A 14,156-nucleotide genomic window follows, 5' to 3' on the forward strand; every position below is an offset into this window, starting at 1 on the left:
GAGTTCTTGATGTTTTCAGCGGCTTTGCCGGAGAACACCGGGTGAGTGGCGTAAGCGAATACGCGGTTGGCGCCATGTTGTTTCAGTGCTTCAGCAGCTTTACACAGGGTGCCACCGGTATCAATCATGTCGTCAACTATGATGCAGTCACGGCCTTCAACGTCACCAATAATGTGCATTACCTGAGCTACGTTGGCCTGTGGACGACGCTTGTCGATGATAGCGAGATCTGAATCATTCAGCAGTTTGGCCACCGCACGGGCGCGTACAACGCCACCGATGTCAGGCGACACAACCACAGGGTTATCCAGCTTCTTGGCAACCATATCTTCCAGTAGCACAGGGCTTCCGAACACGTTGTCTACCGGTACATCGAAGAAGCCCTGGATCTGCTCGGCGTGCAGGTCACAGGTGAGTACACGGTCAACACCTACGCTGGACAGAAAGTCGGCAACTACTTTGGCGGTGATTGGCACACGGGCAGAACGCACGCGGCGGTCCTGACGGGCGTAACCGAAGTAAGGGATTACGGCAGTGATACGACCTGCAGAGGCACGGCGCAGGGCGTCTACCATCACAATGAGTTCCATCAGGTTGTCATTGGTGGGGGCGCAGGTGGATTGAATGATGAAAACATCAGCACCACGTACATTTTCGTTGATCTGGACACTGATTTCACCGTCACTGAAACGGCCTACCTCAGCCTCTCCAAGTTTGCAAAATAAACGGTCGGCAATCTTTTTCGCGAGACTGGGGGTAGCATTCCCAGCAAAGAGCTTGATGTCGGGCACTGTATGAACCTCAGGCGTTTGCTTGATATTTTAGTGTAGCTGCTGCATTACATTCCCTGACGTGCAGCGCATAAGTCGGTTAAAGCTGAGTGAGCCTCAGCTCCAACGGCGAACGATTCAGTCCTTTAGCAACAAAGCCCTGCATATCAGATGGCTTTTGGGCCAACGCCTCCAGCGCGGCCTGCTGCGAGTCGAACTCCCCGAACACGCATGCACCGGTTCCGGTCATTCTGGACGGCGCATATTCTACCAGCCAGCTTAACGCATTGGCAACTTGGGGGTATTTGGCGGTAACTAACGCCTGACAGTCATTTGTCCAGTTTTCAGGTTTGAGTGAACCCATATCCAACTTGGGAGTATTCCTCGGTAAATCAGGATGCTGGAACACTTCTGCTGTGGAAACATGGGCGTCAGGCACCAGTACCAGATACCAGGGCTCCGCCACATTTACCGGCAGCAATTTTTCACCTACTCCCTCAGCAAAGGCGCTGACACCGTTAATAAAAACAGGCACATCTGCACCTAAAGTCAAACCAATTTCCATCAGGGATTTTTTATCTAAACCGAGCTGCCACAGGGCATTAAGGGCAACAAGCGTGGTGGCTGCGTCGGATGAACCGCCTCCCAAACCGCCGCCCATTGGCAGGCGTTTATCGAGCCAGATCTCTGCGCCCAGACGGCAACCTGTGACCGACTGCAAAGATTTTGCGGCTTTCAGAATTAAGTTATCGCTGTCGGGGACAAGCTGGCCGAGATTAGAGTGCAGGGTCAGTTCATCTGTGGCGGTCACTTTGAAATCCAGCCAGTCGCAGTGATCAATAAATTGAAACAGGGTTTGCAGTTCGTGGTAACCATTGGGCAAGCGGCCGTTAATGTGCAAAAACAAATTCAGCTTCGCTGGCGCTGGCCAGGCAAGGGATACGGACATCATTGGGCTCCTGTCAAAGCTTGTGCACTGGCTAAAGCCTGCCACTCATTGGTTTGTAATTTAATACTGGCGCTGGCGTGGTCAAGTTCCAATGTCCGTGGCACTGTGGCGCCGCTCTGGGTTTGCCAGCTGGCAATACGGATGGTCCACAGACCATCGGCGCTGATGATGGTTTTGGGGCGATTAGCGGCGTCTAATTCAACGGTGTCGCCGGGCATCGCCTGGCCGGTTATCCAGAAGGGCAGAGCATTCACAGGCAGGGGAAAGCCACTGAGGTTGTCCAGCAGCCGTTGAGGGCTGGGGTCGGTATAGCTTTTGCCATCCACTTCCAGGGTGGCGCCATCAAGGCTTTGGGTGAGCAGCAGCAATGTGGTGCCCAGCATGCTGGTGAGCCGCAGTTCCGAATTATCCGGGGTGTTCAGCCAATAAAGGTTGGCCGACAGTTTGTCGCCATTGGTGCGAATAAGCAGTTTGCCCTTAAGCTCCCAAGCGTCAGCATCACTGCTGCTGGTAACGGCTACCGGTACCAGTGTTTTGGGGGGCGTCAAGCTGCAGCCACCGAGCAGGGAGATAGCAATCAGGCCTGCAAGAGTAAATTTTGTGAGTCGGCGCAAGTTAATCATCTATGACTGAATTAAATAAGTCCTTATGATACGAGGGCTTTAAAAATTATACCAATGGCCTTACCCGCTTTTTCCCAGTCCATGCTGAAATGCTCAGTATTGATGGAAAAAGTGGATAACAACAAAGAACTTTATTCGGTTTTGTTAAGCCAATTCTGTTTTTAATGGCCCCAATTCAGTAGAATGGCGTAATTCACACAAGCGCCGCACAGGATCCAGAAACAGTCAGATGAGCCTTGTAGCAATCGGGATAAATCACAAAACGGCCACGGTCGACCTTCGAGAAAAAGTCGCCTTCTCCCCGGACAAGATCCATGATGCGATGCGAAGCCTTGCCTGCACTACGTCGTCCAATGAGGCGGTGATTGTCTCTACCTGTAACCGTACCGAGCTGTACTGCAATAACGCCAAAGCCGACGATATTATTCATTGGCTTGAGTCTTACCATGGCCTGAGTCACGAAGAGTTGATGCCCTGTGTGTATCATCATCAGGGCCAGGAAGCGGTGCGGCATTTGATGCGGGTAGCCTCAGGGCTGGATTCGCTGGTGCTGGGCGAACCGCAGATTTTAGGTCAGGTAAAGCAGGCTTTTGCCAAGGCCAAAGAGGCTGGCACTGTGGCTGTGACTCTGGACAGGTTGTTCCAGAGCACCTTCTCGGTGGCTAAAAAGGTGCGCACCGAGACCGAAATCGGTAGTGCAGCGGTTTCTGTGGCGTTTGCTGCAGTCTCCATGGCCAAACATATCTTCTCGTCACTGGCTGCAACCAAGGTGCTGCTTATCGGTGCCGGGGAAACCATAGAGCTGGTGGCCAGGCACCTGAAAGAAAATGGTGTCACCTCCATGGTGGTGGCAAACCGCACTGTGGAGCGCGCCGAAGCCATGTGCGAAGAGTTTGGTGCCACAGCCATTACCCTTTCACAAATACCAGAGTATCTCCCCAAGGCCGATATCGTGATATCCTCTACCGCCAGCCCGCTGCCAATCCTTGGCAAGGGCATGGTAGAAAAGGCACTCAAGCAGCGGCGTCATCAACCTATGTTATTGGTTGATATCGCTGTTCCCCGTGATATTGAAGCTGAAGTCGGCGAGCTCGACGATGCATTTTTGTACACGGTGGACGACCTGCAAAGCATTGTCGAACAAAACATGGCCTCCCGTAAGGAGGCGGCTGAGCAAGCTGAGGTGATAGCTCAGGAGCAATCTTTCCTGTTTATGGATTGGATCCGCTCACTGGAGTCGGTGGACAGTATTCGTGAATACCGTACCGCCAGCATGGCGATTAAAGATGAAATGGTAGAGCGAGCTCTTAACAAGCTGGCGCAGGGCGCCGACGGCGAACAGGTGATTCTGGAACTCGCCAACAAGCTCACCAATCGTTTGATCCATGCACCTACTCAGGCTCTCACCGCGGCGAGCCGTCAGGGTGACCTCAACTCTCTGGGGCAACTCAGAACCGCGCTCGGCCTGGATAAACACTGAGACTTTTTGAGAGTTAAATGAAGGATTCCGTTATTCGCAAGCTGGAAGGCTTGCTTGAGCGCAACGAAGAAGTGCTGGCGCTGCTCAGCGATGCCAGCATTATTTCCGATCAGGACCGTTTTCGCGCCCTGTCCAAAGAATATGCCCAGCTCGAAGCCGTAGTTAAGGGCTTTAAGGCCTATCAGCAGGCAGTAGCCGATTTGGATACCGCCAAAGAAATGCTCGAGGAAGACGACCCAGAGCTGCGCGAGATGGCCCAGGAAGAGATGAAATCCGCCAAGATAGCTCTTGAGCAGCTGGAAGGCGAACTGCAAATCCTGCTGTTGCCAAAAGATCCCAACGATGAAACCAACGCCTTTGTGGAAATCCGCGCCGGAGCCGGTGGTGACGAAGCCGCGATTTTTGCCGGCGATCTGTTCCGAATGTACAGCCGTTATGCCGAAACTCAGCGTTGGCAGGTGGAAATCGTCAGCGCCAACGAGGGCGAGCACGGCGGTTATAAAGAAGTGATTGCCAAATTCAGCGGTGATGGTGTTTACGGCAAGCTTAAGTTTGAATCCGGTGGTCACCGGGTGCAACGCGTGCCGGAAACTGAGTCTCAGGGGCGGGTGCATACCTCGGCCTGTACCGTGGCGGTACTGCACGAAGTGCCCGAAGCCGAGGCGGTTGAAATCAATCCCTCTGAACTGCGCATTGATACCTTCCGCGCCTCCGGCGCTGGTGGTCAGCACGTAAACAAAACCGATTCCGCAATCCGTATTACTCACCTGCCAACAGGTCTGGTGGTGGAATGTCAGGACGAGCGCTCACAGCACAAAAACAAGGCCCGCGCCATGTCGGTGCTGGTTGCCCGTTTGCAGGCAGCGGAAGATGAGAAACGTCGCAGTGCTGAAGCTACCACCCGTCGTAATCTGGTGGGCAGCGGCGATCGCTCCGAGCGCATTCGCACCTATAACTTCCCTCAGGGCCGGGTGAGCGACCATCGCATCAACCTGACCCTGTATCGCCTCAACGAGGTGATCGAAGGGGAACTCGACGCGCTGATAGAGCCTATTGTGCAGGAATATCAGGCTGATCTCCTGGCGGCACTTGCCGACGAGCAGGGGTAAGACTTGGCTTCTCAATCCAGCATAGGTGAGGCTCTGCAATGGGCCTTTCGCACATTGGCCAGTACTTCTGAGTCGGCCAATATCGATGCTGAGGTGTTACTGCAGCACTGTCTAGGTAAAAACCGCACCTTTCTTTACACCTGGCCTGAACGGCAGTTGTCAGCCGAGCAGTGGAAACGCTTTGAGCAGATGATTGCCCGGCGTGCCAAGGGGATCCCGGTGGCCCACATTGTGGGTGAACGGGAGTTCTGGTCGCTGCGTTTTATGGTGAATGCCACTACCCTTATTCCACGGCCAGATACTGAAATTCTGGTGGAAACCGCGCTGAATCTGCCATTGCCAGCCAATGCAAGAGTGCTGGATTTGGGCACTGGCACGGGGGCGATTGCGTTGGCGCTGGCCAGTGAGCGGCCAAACTGGCGTATCACTGCGCTGGATAAAGTCGATGATGCTGTAGCGCTGGCCACGGCAAACCGCGATAACCTCGGCTTCAGTCAGGTGGAAGTATTGCAAAGTGACTGGTTCAGTGCGGTAAAGGATGCAGACTTTGACCTGATTGTCTCCAACCCGCCCTATATCGATGAGCTGGATGAGCACCTGGCTTTGGGGGATGTGCGCTTTGAACCCTTAAGTGCTCTGACCGCTGCCGATGAAGGTTACGCCGACCTCAACCATATCGCCATGCATGCCCGTGAGCATTTGACCGTCGGTGGTTATCTGCTGCTTGAGCACGGCTTTGCTCAGGCGCTGCGCCTGCGGGACACCCTTTCTGGCCTTGGTTATCGCCAGGTTGCCACCGTACGTGACTTTGGCTCCAACGAGCGTTGTACTTTGGGTTGTTGGCCGGGGGATTAATAGTCTGACGCGCTGCAGCCAATGGCAAGGACGGTGCGATTCAGATACACTAGCGCCTTTCGTTTACGGGGAACTACCAGAGTCATGGAAACCATTTACAGCCTGTATCCTTTTGTGAAACATCTGCATCTGACCCTGATTGCCGTCAGTGTATTGCTTTTTTGTGTACGTTTCGTGCTTAAGCTGAAAGGGTCAGCCTTGCTGGAAAAAAAGTTGGTCAAAATAGGACCACATATCGTGGACACCTTTTTATTGCTTTCCGGCCTGTCGCTGTGTTTCCTGATCAAGCAGTATCCCTTTGTCGACCCCTGGCTGACTGAAAAAATCATGGCTGTGGTGGCTTACATACTGCTGGCCTTTATGGCAATGAAGTCTAATCGCAACATATTTTTCCGGATTTTTGCCTTCCTTGGTGCAATTGCCTGGGTGGTATACGCGGCCAAGATGGCTGTAATCAAACAGGCCATAATGCTGGCATCATGAATGATTTTTCGTTAGATAGCGGTATCTCTTTGCCGGAGACGCCGCTGGCACTTATTGAACATTTGGGACTGGCTTCCCGTGAAAAAGCCGAATGGGCCTGGTATGAAATTGCCGGCGGCGTGCTGAGCCACTATCTGGTGGATCAGGAGGCACGCTTAAAGGCGATGCTGAACTGGTTTTATCGTGACTTGGGTTTCTGCGCCCGTGACGATTATTTCAGCCTGGAGGCGGCAAGCCTCGCCCATGGTTTTTTATCCCGCAGCGGTAACAGCACTGTGCTGGCCACCATTATTATGTTGCTGGCCAAACAGCTGGATATAAAGCTTGAGCCGATTTTGCTGCCGGGCAACACTTTGCTGTGTTGGCAGCGGGGCAAGTCGCGACTTATCCTTGACCCCTTAAGCGGTGATTTCATCGACCGCAGCCGGGTGCATGCGTTGGTTCGAGGCGAGCTGGGGAACTGGGCTCGGATGAAGCCTGCTTATGTAAAGCCTTCCAGTGTCAAAGAGCTGATTGCCCGAATGCTGCATGAACTTAAAGCAGGTGCCATTGTAGCTCAGCGTTTCGAGGTAGCACTTGAGTGCAGTAATCTGCTGATGGGGTGGTATCCGGACGAAACCATGCTTATTCGGGAACGGGCATTTATTGCTCAGCAGCTTGGCGCCAACCGACAGGCTGAAGCGGATTTGCGCCAGTTTATCGAACTAAGCCCCCACGACCCTGTGGTGGAACTGGTGCGAATGCAGCTGAGGGAGCTGGGTGAGCATCAGGATATACTTCATTAAACATTATTCCTACATATAATAACGACTTAGGGAGAAGGGAAGATGACAACGGCACCTTTGGTCACCAATGACGCAACCGTGCTTGGCTTTTTGGCTATCATTCTGGGATTTGTGTTTTACACCCACAGCCATCCAAGCTGGCAAAAGTTCTATAAATTTGTGCCGGCACTGCTGCTGTGTTACTTCCTGCCCTCGTTGCTCAATACCTTTGGCATTGTCGATGGTCATGCCTCTAAGCTCTACTTCGTCGCAACCCGTTACCTGTTACCCGCCTGTCTGGTGCTGCTGATTTTGTCAGTGGATCTCAAGGCCATCATGGGTCTGGGGCCTAAAGCTGTGGTGATGTTCCTCTGCGGTACCCTGGGGATTGTGATTGGTGGCCCTGTAGCCCTGCTGCTGGTCTCTGCCATCGACCCATCCCTCACTGCAGACATGGGGCCTGACTCGGTTTGGCGCGGCATGACCACCCTGGCCGGCAGCTGGATTGGCGGCGGAGCCAATCAGGCCGCCATGAAGGAAATCTATGAAGTTGGCGGTAACGTGTTTTCGGTGATGATCACCGTGGATGTGATTGTGGCGAATGTGTGGATGGCGGTGCTGCTGTTTATGGCCTCCCGTGCCAAAGAAATCGACGCCAAAACCGGTGCTGACACCCGAGCCATTGAAGTGTTGAAAGCCAAGGTGGAAAAATACAAGGCCGAAAATGAGCGCAATCCCAGCCTGACCGACTTGATGCTGATGTTGGCGGTGGGTTTTGGTATCACCGGCTTTGCCCATATCGCCGCCGATTTCCTGGCGCCTTTCTTCCTGGAAAACTTCCCCTGGACCAAGCAGTACAGTCTGACGTCGGGCTTCTTCTGGCTGGTGGTGATTGTGACCACTGCGGGCCTGGCCTTGTCCTTTACCCCGGTGCGCCATCTCGAAGCGGCCGGTGCCTCCAAGGTGGCATCGGCGTTCCTTTATGTGCTGGTGGCCACCATTGGTCTGCACATGGATGTGAGTGAGATTTTCAACACCCCGATTTACTTCCTGCTGGGGATCACCTGGATGCTGGTACACGCAGGCTTTATGTTACTGGTGGCCAAGCTCATCAAGGCGCCGCTGTTTTATATGGCGGTTGGCAGTCAGGCCAACGTGGGCGGCGCTGCGTCCGCACCTGTGGTGGCAGCAGCTTTCCACCCGTCGCTCGCTCCTGTAGGTGTGCTTTTAGCTGTGTTCGGTTATGCTTTGGGCACTTATATGGCTTGGTTATGCGGTCAGTTTTTGCAGTTAGTTGGCTGATTTATCCACCGGCAAGTGTGCCGGTTTACTCTTTGAGAGGCTAAGATGAATATCAAGACAATCCAGCTTGGCGATATCGCCATTGGTAATGACAAGCCTTTTGTGCTGTTTGGCGGTATGAACGTGCTTGAATCACGCGATCTGGCCATGAGCATAGCTGAGCGCTATGTGGAAGTGACGCAGAAGCTTGGGATCCCCTATGTATTCAAGGCCTCTTTTGACAAGGCCAACCGCTCGTCCATCAACTCCTATCGCGGTCCGGGGATGGAAGAAGGCCTGAAGATTTTCCAGGAAATCAAAGACACCTTCAATGTGCCGCTCATCACTGATGTGCATGAAACCTATCAGTGCGCCCCTGTGGCCGAGGTAGTCGACATCATCCAGCTGCCGGCGTTTCTGGCTCGTCAGACCGACTTGGTGATAGCCATGGCCAAGACCGGCGCCATCATCAACGTGAAAAAGCCACAGTTTCTGGCCCCCCACGAAATGCGCCACATCGTGAAGAAATTCAACGAAGCCGGTAATGACGAAATCATCCTGTGCGAGCGTGGCAGCTGCTTTGGTTACAACAACCTGGTGGTGGACATGTTGGGCATGGATGAGATGAAGCAGAGCGGTTATCCGGTGATTTTCGATGCCACCCACGCGCTGCAGCGCCCTGGTGGCCGTGAAGATTCTGCCGGTGGTCGCCGCGCCCAGGCAACCGAGCTTGCCCGCAGTGGTATGGCGCTGGGTCTGGCCGGTCTCTTTATCGAAGCGCATCCGGATCCGGACAATGCCAAGTGCGATGGCCCTTGCGCCCTGCCACTGCATCAGCTGGAAGGCTACCTCAGTCAGATGAAAGCGGTGGACGACCTGGTGAAATCTTTTCCTGCACTGGACACCAGCAAGTAAGCCATTTGGCATTCTGCCTGTGTTATGCTCAAACGCCCGGCTTTGCCGGGCGTTTTTGTCTGCGTTTTCGGGAGCATACAGACATGTGGGTTTTCTTCACCCTGATGGCGGCCTTTATGCAGGCCTGGCGCAACGCTTTTCAAAGTGAGCTTAGCCGTGACGTGGGCGTGCTTGGGGTGACCCTGGCGCGTTTTCTGTATGCGGGCCCGCTGGCGGCGCTGTATCTGGTTGGGCTTTACCTGTGGCAGGATGCACCCATTCCCACCTTCGGCGGGGATGCGATGGGATTTATTCTCGGGGCGGCGTTGATGCAGATTCTGGCTACTGCCTTAATGGTGAAGCTGTTCCAGCTTAAAAACTTCGCCATAGGTGCGGGGCTTGCCAAGAGCGAGGCCTTGGTGGCGGCCATTCTCGGGGTCGCCTTTTTTGGCACCAGCCTGTCACTCTTTGGCTGGCTTGGGGTGATTGTGGGCACTGTGGCGGTGTTTATGCTCTCAAGCAAGGGCGGCCTGAGTACGCTTTCGCCCAAAACCTTGCTGCTGGGGCTTGCCAGTGGCAGCGCCTTTGCGCTCACCTCGCTATGGGTTCGTGAAGCCAGCCTGTGTCTCGATGTGCCTTTTCCCCACCGTGCCGCCTGGGTGCTGTTGCTGGTTATCGTTATTCAAACGGTGATTTTGCTGCTGTGGCTGCTGCTAAGAAAGCCTGACGAGCTTAAGGCCATGATGGCAAGAAACCGGCTGATGCTGGCTATCAGTGTCAGCAGTTGTCTTGGCTCCATCGGCTGGTTTTCGGCCATGTCGCTTACCGCTGTCCCCTATGTGAAAACCCTGGGGCAGGTGGAAATTTTCTTTATGATGCTGGTGTCGAGCTGGTATCTGAAGCAAAAAGTGCAGGTAAAGGATGTGGCCGCGCTGGTGCTGATTGCGGTAGCCGCCATCATGGTGATGTGGCCTCACTGATGTGGACGCAATAAGAGGCGGCACAGCTTAAACGCGTTGCTCCAGCGCGTGAATGGCATCGACGAGCGCCTTGTTGGCGGGTGTCGCTATACTATGGCGATTGCCAATACTCACCAGATAGCCATTGATGGCATCAATCTCGGTTTTGCGCTTATGGTCCACATCCTGGCGCATTGAGGAGCGATTGGCGGCGGTAAGACGGATAACCTCATACACCCGCGCGGACAGGCTGTCTTCCTGTAACTCAATGCCCTGAGTCTTGGCTACCTCAACCAGTTCACTCAACACCGCCGCTATGGTGCTTTGGAATTCATCGTCTGCCAGCTCGCCATTACAGACGCCATGAATCGCCGTGAGCGGGTTGATGCAGGCATTGACCGCCAGCTTTTGCCACAGAGCGGGCAGTATCGCCTCGACCCACCCGCTTCCGGGAATGGCGCTGAGCAGCGCCGCTTTAAGCCCGGGCGCTATGGCCGGGCCTGAACAGTGGCCAAATTGCGTCAGGCCACTGCCGGTTTGCTTGAGTTGGTGTTTGCCAAGACGCAGCGCCCCCTGACTGGTGGTGCCGAGAGTCAGGCAGCGGCCATCGAGATGGGGAATAAGGGCTTCATGGGGGCCAAGGCCGTTATGCAGCAGCAGTAAATGGCAGTCGCGACTCAACGTTGGAAGCAGCGGCTGCAGAGCATCCATCACCTGATAGGCTTTCACGGTAACAATAAGCAGGTCGATATTGCCGCTATCAGCGCTGCCAAACTCTTGCTGTGTTTCTTCGCCATTGAGGGATACAAAACGAAAAGGCGCTTTCAGCGGGCGATAATCCCGTCCGAGCAGTGTTGGTATTATGCCACTGCGAGCCAATTGGTGGCCTATCAGCTGGCCGACGGCGCCGGCGCCGAGAATCGCGATCCCCTTTGGCGCCTCAGTGTTCATGACTGCTCGAACCTTGCCGCCATCAGGTATCGGCGATACAGCCAGTGGGTAAAAAAGAAGGCGGCTACGCCGGCCAGATCGGCCGCAATGTCGCCCCAGGAGGCACTGCGATAAGGCAGGCGTGACTGCACAACCTCAATCAGCCCGGCATAGGCTGCCAGAGCGCCGAGCATCACATACCAGCGGGGGCCGAACGCCAGCTGGGTCAGCCAGGCCAGACCAAAAAAGGTAGTGAAATGGCCGACCTTATCCAGATGAGGAATGGACTGAGGATAGCTGGGCTTGGAGAAAACCAGATAACTGGTGATACACAGCGCGATCACCAGCACGATTTTAAACAGGAACTGCCGATTCTTCACACGAGACTTTTTGTTGCCGGGTTAAGGCGCTCATCATAGGGAAATGTGGCCCCAAAGTCATCAATCCGGCTGTAATTCTCTGTGTCAGAGGCGCTACTGCTGCTAATGCTTCACCTCGATAAGACGGCCAGTTAAACTAGGGGCTGTTTTACTTTTTCAGTATTTAGGGGTTATTTGAACATGCCTTCATTCGATATTGTTTCCGAAGTGGATGCGGTAGAGCTTAAAAATGCCGTGGAAAACACCCGTCGTGAAATGGACGGTCGTTTCGACTTTCGTGGTGTTGAGTACAGTGTGGATTTCAAGGACATGGTGGTTACCCTGCGTTCCGAGTCTGATTTCCAGTGCCGTCAGATGGTAGATATTTTGCGTGGTCAGCTGGCCAAGCGGAATGTGGATGCCAAAGCCATGGAAGTGGACGACAAGATAGTGCACACCGGCAAAACCTTCGCACAAAACGTGAAATTCAAACAGGGTATTGAGCAGGATGTGGCCAAAAAGCTCATCAAGCTGATTAAAGACAGCAAGGTCAAGGTACAGGCGCAAATTCAGGGTGAGTCGATTCGGGTCACCGGCAAGAAGCGTGATGACTTGCAGGCTATTATGCAACTTGCCCGCACATCGGAGCTGGGTCAGCCGTTCCAGTTCAATAACTTCCGCGATTAAGTGGTCGCTGATTCAATGAAAAAGGCAGTCACCAAGTGACTGCCTTTTTGCTTTCAGCACTTGGTACTGAACTCATGTGGTTTTTATGACTCAGCGCACTTGCTCGTCGGTTGACGCTTCAGTCGGTTGCGCCTGCTTGTGGGGCACAGTTTTATCGACCAGCCATACCAGCAGCAGCACCGGCAGGCCAATAAGACTCGCAGTGATGAAAAAGTTTACATAGCCAAAGGCATCAACCCAGGCGCCAGAGAAACCGGCAATAAACTTGGGAAACAGCAGCATGATGGACGACAGCAGCGCGTACTGGGTGGCACTGTAACCAGCGCTTGTCAGACTGGACAGATAGGCAATAAAGGCAGCCGTTGCTATACCACCGCTGAAATTGTCTATGGAGATGGCGATGGTCAGCAGCTGCATGTCGTAGCCCACCACTGCCTGCCAGGCAAACAGCAGGTTGGTGGTAGCCACCAGCAGTGCGCCCAAAAACAGGATTTTCATGGTGCCGTAGCGCGCCAGCAGAATGCCGCCAAAGGCCGCCCCGACCAAGGTCATGATAAGGCCATAGACCTTGCTTAAAAATGCAATCTCTTCTTTGGAAAAGCCCATATCAACGTAAAACACGTTGGCCATAATGCCCATTACGATATCGGAAATCCGGTAGCAGGATATCAGCGCCAAAATCAGGATGGCGCTTTTGCCATAGCGCTTGAAAAAGTCGATAAAGGGTGCAGCCACGGCGCTGTATACCCAAGAGAGTGCCGCTGCCATTTTTGGGGAGTGGCGGCTGCTGAGTTTTTGCCGCATTTCGGCCTCATCGGCATTGGCTTGCCCTGCATCCACTTGTGGCTCTTTGGCAAACAGGGTGGTGATAATACCAATCAGCATGAGTCCCGCCATGGCCATGTAGGCGGTTTGCCACGACGCCAGGCGATAGCCGGTTTCCTCCGGCGCTACCCAGGCGGCAATGGTCAGGGCGCCCGCTGTCGAGACTATCATGGCGCTGCGATAACCGATTTGATAGGCCGCTGCCATTGCGGCCTGCATCTCTTCCGGCGCCGAGTCGATACGAAAGGCGTCAATCACTATGTCTTGTGTGGCGGAGGCGAAGGCCACCATCAATGCACAGACTGCCATGTAGGTGAGGCTGTCTTTGGGGTCGCTCATTGCCATGCCCATGATGGCGGCAACCAGAGTGAGCTGGGCAAACAGCATCCAGCCGCGACGCCGGCCAAACAGCTTTGAGAAAATCGGCAGCGGCATGCGGTCAACCAGTGGTGACCAAAGCCACTTAAAGGCATACAGAATGGCAATCCAGCTGAAATAGCCGATGGCGGTGCGATCGACTCCAGCTTCCCGCAGCCAGAACGACAGGGTTGAAAACACCAGCATCAATGGCAGACCGGCGGAAAATCCCAAAAACAGCATTACCAGCACCCGGCGGTGACGGTAAACGGCAAGCAGATCCCAGAGTTTGGTTAAACTATTGGCAATGAAAGACATAAAGGCCAACATAAAGAAAAGATGCCCTAGGATAACTTACCTGGACGCGTTCCGGTCAAGGTAAATCCCATATTGGTGTAGTTGCGGGCTTGTGGGGGCACAGGGGTGAGGTCAGTACATCCGGATAAAAAAAGACCCGCCGTGGCGGGTACTTTAACTGTGATGACTGGGTTAAGTTGCTGGACGAACTCCGATGCATCCTCCCGGCAGTTCACCCCCTAAACTCAGGAACTCACAGCAGTCCTGTAATTGCTTTCGCAAAAACAAGTTGCCGCGCAATACCCAATCGGGCCAACGGTCGAAACAGTGCATCAGGTGCCAGAATACTTTTTCCGTGTCAGTTTGCGCTTCACCCTGTGGACTGAGTTGTTGCCACTCTTCCAGGGTATCCCATAAATACAGTTGGATTTCACGGTAATCGAGCTGATCACTCAAAAACGCTGTTCCATACTGAGCTAATTGGGGCGCTTTGCTATCGATGAAGTCCGTAGGGGTCATCGGATCGCCTCCATG

At 54.0% G+C, this 14,156-nt stretch carries 16 protein-coding genes; 9 read left to right on the plus strand and 7 right to left on the minus strand.

Annotation, left to right across the window (positions count from 1 at the left end; all coding sequences use genetic code 11):
* From ABYK60_RS12000 to lolB, 3 genes are all read right to left on the minus strand, one after another.
* Window positions 1-791 (minus strand): ribose-phosphate pyrophosphokinase (locus ABYK60_RS12000; RefSeq protein WP_372872258.1); only part of this gene is annotated, 791 nt, incomplete at its 3' end.
* A gap of 79 nt (window positions 792-870) precedes the next feature.
* A complete protein-coding gene (gene ispE / locus ABYK60_RS12005; protein WP_372872259.1) occupies window positions 871-1,722 on the minus strand; it encodes a 4-(cytidine 5'-diphospho)-2-C-methyl-D-erythritol kinase in 852 nt (283 codons plus the stop codon).
* A complete protein-coding gene (lolB, locus tag ABYK60_RS12010) occupies window positions 1,719-2,342 on the minus strand; it encodes a lipoprotein insertase outer membrane protein LolB (protein ID WP_372872260.1) in 624 nt (207 codons plus the stop codon). The genes ispE and lolB overlap by 4 nt, the downstream gene beginning before the upstream one ends.
* A 229-nt stretch (window positions 2,343-2,571) precedes the next feature.
* Here lolB and hemA point away from each other — a divergent pair, with 229 nt between their 5' ends.
* The 8 genes from hemA (at window position 2,572) to ABYK60_RS12050 (ending at window position 10,188) form a co-directional block, all read left to right on the plus strand.
* The gene (gene hemA, locus ABYK60_RS12015) at window positions 2,572-3,822 is read left to right on the plus strand and encodes a glutamyl-tRNA reductase (RefSeq protein WP_372872261.1); all 1,251 of its coding nucleotides are present in this window, start codon (window positions 2,572-2,574) and stop codon (window positions 3,820-3,822) included.
* A gap of 17 nt (window positions 3,823-3,839) precedes the next feature.
* Window positions 3,840-4,931, plus strand: a complete 1,092-nt coding sequence (prfA, locus tag ABYK60_RS12020) for a peptide chain release factor 1 (protein WP_372872262.1) — start codon at window positions 3,840-3,842, stop codon at window positions 4,929-4,931.
* Window positions 4,932-4,934: 3 nt separating this feature from the next.
* The gene (gene prmC / locus ABYK60_RS12025; protein ID WP_372872263.1) at window positions 4,935-5,786 is read left to right on the plus strand and encodes a peptide chain release factor N(5)-glutamine methyltransferase; all 852 of its coding nucleotides are present in this window, start codon (window positions 4,935-4,937) and stop codon (window positions 5,784-5,786) included.
* An 84-nt stretch (window positions 5,787-5,870) separates the two neighbouring features.
* Entirely contained in the window at window positions 5,871-6,269 is a 399-nt protein-coding gene (locus ABYK60_RS12030) for a SirB2 family protein (protein WP_372872264.1), read from the plus strand.
* Window positions 6,266-7,054, plus strand: coding sequence for a tetratricopeptide repeat protein (locus ABYK60_RS12035; RefSeq protein WP_372872265.1), 789 nt, complete (start codon window positions 6,266-6,268; stop codon window positions 7,052-7,054). Before ABYK60_RS12030 ends, ABYK60_RS12035 begins: the two co-directional genes overlap by 4 nt.
* 42 nt (window positions 7,055-7,096) lie before the next feature.
* On the plus strand, window positions 7,097-8,335 hold the full coding sequence (locus ABYK60_RS12040; RefSeq protein ID WP_372872266.1) for a DUF819 domain-containing protein: 1,239 nt from the start codon (window positions 7,097-7,099) through the stop codon (window positions 8,333-8,335).
* 45 nt (window positions 8,336-8,380) lie between these two features.
* Window positions 8,381-9,229, plus strand: a complete 849-nt coding sequence (kdsA, locus tag ABYK60_RS12045) for a 3-deoxy-8-phosphooctulonate synthase (protein ID WP_372872267.1) — start codon at window positions 8,381-8,383, stop codon at window positions 9,227-9,229.
* Window positions 9,230-9,312: 83 nt separating this feature from the next.
* Window positions 9,313-10,188 (plus strand): multidrug transporter, encoded by an 876-nt coding sequence (locus ABYK60_RS12050; RefSeq protein WP_372872268.1) that lies wholly within the window; start codon window positions 9,313-9,315, stop codon window positions 10,186-10,188.
* A gap of 27 nt (window positions 10,189-10,215) precedes the next feature.
* Here the strand turns inward: ABYK60_RS12050 and ABYK60_RS12055 are convergent, their stop codons facing one another.
* Both ABYK60_RS12055 and ABYK60_RS12060 read right to left on the minus strand, forming a co-directional pair.
* Complete coding sequence (locus ABYK60_RS12055; RefSeq protein WP_372872269.1) at window positions 10,216-11,118, minus strand: ketopantoate reductase family protein; 903 nt, start codon at window positions 11,116-11,118, stop codon at window positions 10,216-10,218.
* Window positions 11,115-11,477 (minus strand): VanZ family protein, encoded by a 363-nt coding sequence (locus tag ABYK60_RS12060; RefSeq protein ID WP_372872270.1) that lies wholly within the window; start codon window positions 11,475-11,477, stop codon window positions 11,115-11,117. Before ABYK60_RS12060 ends, ABYK60_RS12055 begins: the two co-directional genes overlap by 4 nt.
* Before the next feature lie 180 nt (window positions 11,478-11,657).
* Here ABYK60_RS12060 and ABYK60_RS12065 point away from each other — a divergent pair, with 180 nt between their 5' ends.
* Complete coding sequence (locus ABYK60_RS12065; RefSeq protein ID WP_372872271.1) at window positions 11,658-12,143, plus strand: YajQ family cyclic di-GMP-binding protein; 486 nt, start codon at window positions 11,658-11,660, stop codon at window positions 12,141-12,143.
* A gap of 90 nt (window positions 12,144-12,233) precedes the next feature.
* Here ABYK60_RS12065 and ABYK60_RS12070 read toward each other — a convergent pair whose 3' ends face one another.
* Together ABYK60_RS12070 and ABYK60_RS12075 are read right to left on the minus strand one after the other, a co-directional pair.
* Window positions 12,234-13,655 carry an MFS transporter gene (locus tag ABYK60_RS12070; protein ID WP_372872272.1) on the minus strand — a complete coding sequence of 474 codons (1,422 nt, stop codon included), beginning with the start codon at window positions 13,653-13,655 and terminating at the stop codon, window positions 12,234-12,236.
* A gap of 159 nt (window positions 13,656-13,814) precedes the next feature.
* Window positions 13,815-14,141, minus strand: a complete 327-nt coding sequence (locus ABYK60_RS12075) for a hypothetical protein (protein ID WP_372872273.1) — start codon at window positions 14,139-14,141, stop codon at window positions 13,815-13,817.
* Between the last annotated feature and the right edge of the window lie 15 nt (window positions 14,142-14,156).

This window comes from Shewanella sp. (assembly GCF_041630135.1).
Taxonomy (GTDB): domain Bacteria; phylum Pseudomonadota; class Gammaproteobacteria; order Enterobacterales; family Shewanellaceae; genus Shewanella.

What these genes read in the sequence shown, in the direction of transcription:
- ABYK60_RS12070 (WP_372872272.1), bottom strand. Translation starts at nt 13,655, where the DNA reads ATGTTGGCCTTTATGTCTTTCATTGCCAATAGTTTAACCAAACTCTGG.
- ABYK60_RS12065 (WP_372872271.1), top strand. Translation starts at nt 11,658, where the DNA reads ATGCCTTCATTCGATATTGTTTCCGAAGTGGATGCGGTAGAGCTTAAA.
- prfA (WP_372872262.1), top strand. Translation starts at nt 3,840, where the DNA reads ATGAAGGATTCCGTTATTCGCAAGCTGGAAGGCTTGCTTGAGCGCAAC.
- ABYK60_RS12040 (WP_372872266.1), top strand. Translation starts at nt 7,097, where the DNA reads ATGACAACGGCACCTTTGGTCACCAATGACGCAACCGTGCTTGGCTTT.
- ABYK60_RS12055 (WP_372872269.1), bottom strand. Translation starts at nt 11,118, where the DNA reads ATGAACACTGAGGCGCCAAAGGGGATCGCGATTCTCGGCGCCGGCGCC.
- hemA (WP_372872261.1), top strand. Translation starts at nt 2,572, where the DNA reads ATGAGCCTTGTAGCAATCGGGATAAATCACAAAACGGCCACGGTCGAC.
- lolB (WP_372872260.1), bottom strand. Translation starts at nt 2,342, where the DNA reads ATGATTAACTTGCGCCGACTCACAAAATTTACTCTTGCAGGCCTGATT.
- kdsA (WP_372872267.1), top strand. Translation starts at nt 8,381, where the DNA reads ATGAATATCAAGACAATCCAGCTTGGCGATATCGCCATTGGTAATGAC.
- ispE (WP_372872259.1), bottom strand. Translation starts at nt 1,722, where the DNA reads ATGATGTCCGTATCCCTTGCCTGGCCAGCGCCAGCGAAGCTGAATTTG.
- ABYK60_RS12075 (WP_372872273.1), bottom strand. Translation starts at nt 14,141, where the DNA reads ATGACCCCTACGGACTTCATCGATAGCAAAGCGCCCCAATTAGCTCAG.
- ABYK60_RS12030 (WP_372872264.1), top strand. Translation starts at nt 5,871, where the DNA reads ATGGAAACCATTTACAGCCTGTATCCTTTTGTGAAACATCTGCATCTG.
- ABYK60_RS12050 (WP_372872268.1), top strand. Translation starts at nt 9,313, where the DNA reads ATGTGGGTTTTCTTCACCCTGATGGCGGCCTTTATGCAGGCCTGGCGC.
- ABYK60_RS12035 (WP_372872265.1), top strand. Translation starts at nt 6,266, where the DNA reads ATGAATGATTTTTCGTTAGATAGCGGTATCTCTTTGCCGGAGACGCCG.